Genomic DNA, 1,527 nt, shown 5'->3' on the forward strand with positions numbered 1-1,527 from the left:
TTTCTATCCTGTGATTGCAGGTCCCATTTTTGAAGAGATGATTTATCGTGGATTGGTGATGACGGCCTTGGAAAAAGGGAAAAAATGGGGACTAGATGTACTTGGTTCGGCTGCATTATTTTCAATCTTACATATCAGTAATTATGGTTGGGTCTTGACAGACTTTTTCGTATATATGGGCGGCGGTATTATATTTGCGGTCTTGTTTAGAGTGACAAAGTCTATTTATTGGCCTATTGGACTGCATATAGTCTATAACGGTATTGGGCATCTACTTCCTTTGTTGTTTTAGAGGATTTTGAGAATCATAAATCAAGGGATGAGTCCTCGTCGTGGTGCTTTTGCTTGGGCTGTAGATCCAACAGGTGAGTTGTTTAAGCGTAGTAGAAGATAGGATACTATAGGAGTTGATTAAATGAAGAAAATGAAAGAAATGAAATTTCACCTAGCAACTGGCTTGTTGCTTTTGACCTATTACCTCATTTTTAATGTCATACCAGACTTAGATTTTACTGTAGCTTTGTCTGATGAGATCTACTATGTGTTCCAGGTTTTATTCGTACTTATACTGGGAACTGTATCTACAATTATTTTTGTCAAAAGTGAACATTGGAAAGAGTATGGTCGTTTCCAGTTTCGTTGGTCTTACCTAGGTGTTTTCTTTCTTTCTTTTTTCTTATTATTTGTGTGGGCAAATCTAGCAACACGTATCTTTCCTCGTACGCAAAATGGAAGTACGGTAGTGGAAGTAGCCACCAGTTTGACAGGAATTAGCTATTTTATTACGCGTGTACTTTACGGTAGCCTTATCGCACCTGTAGCAGAAGAAATCGTGTGTCGTGGTTTTTTGATGACAAGCTTGTCTAAATTTAAAAACTACTATATTGATGTTCTTGTTTCTGCTACCATATTTGGCGCTATGCATGTTCTACAGCATGGTTGGATAACGACAGATTTCATACTATACTTTGTAATGGGCTTGATATTTTGCATGATGTTTCGCTGTACACGCTCTATTTATTGGACCATAGCTTTACATGTTTCATGGAATACCTTCTTGCTCATTGTTAGTTTATTGGTGTTTGGATTTTAGAAGGGTGATATATGAAAAAGATAATCTCACGCTACTACTTGTTTGTAGCCATTCTACTTATCATTGCGGACCAGTTCTTCATCCGTCTGGTTTTACACAGCGACTTGGCTGCTGGTCTATCTGATTTTGCATTTTATCTATCGAGGCTAATGTTGCATTTTCTTGTGGTTCTACTTATTTTTATTGTTATGGTTTGGTCAGGGAAATGGCAACAAATCAATAGCAGAAAATTTAAAGTGTCCTATCTTTTCTATTCCTTTTTAGCTCTTCTTGCTTTTTTTGTTTGGAATTTTATTAAATTTTTCCTATTCCCACCTACCCAAAATGCAATTTCTTATCAACTAGATCTTCCTACTTTTACAGGTCCTACTGCATTTTTGATGTATTTTTTCTATCCTGTGATTGCAGGTCCCATTTTTGAAGAGATGATTTAT

At 36.5% G+C, this 1,527-nt stretch carries 2 protein-coding genes and 1 pseudogene; all 3 read left to right on the forward strand.

The window, feature by feature from the left end; genetic code table 11:
• The coding region (locus ADF68_RS00010; protein ID WP_049548095.1) for a CPBP family intramembrane glutamic endopeptidase at nucleotides 1–292 on the forward strand (292 nt) is incomplete at its 5' end.
• Nucleotides 293–415: 123 nt separating this feature from the next.
• On the forward strand, nucleotides 416–1,093 hold the full coding sequence (locus ADF68_RS00015) for a CPBP family intramembrane glutamic endopeptidase (protein WP_049548096.1): 678 nt from the start codon (nucleotides 416–418) through the stop codon (nucleotides 1,091–1,093).
• 11 nt (nucleotides 1,094–1,104) lie between these two features.
• Nucleotides 1,105–1,527, forward strand: a pseudogene (locus ADF68_RS00020) (CPBP family intramembrane glutamate endopeptidase); the annotation flags it as partial.

Source organism: Streptococcus pseudopneumoniae (assembly GCF_001068775.1).
Taxonomy (GTDB): domain Bacteria; phylum Bacillota; class Bacilli; order Lactobacillales; family Streptococcaceae; genus Streptococcus; species Streptococcus pseudopneumoniae_N.

Excerpts from the sequence above, each read along its gene's own strand:
- ADF68_RS00015 (WP_049548096.1), top strand. The coding sequence starts at position 416 with ATGAAGAAAATGAAAGAAATGAAATTTCACCTAGCAACTGGCTTGTTG.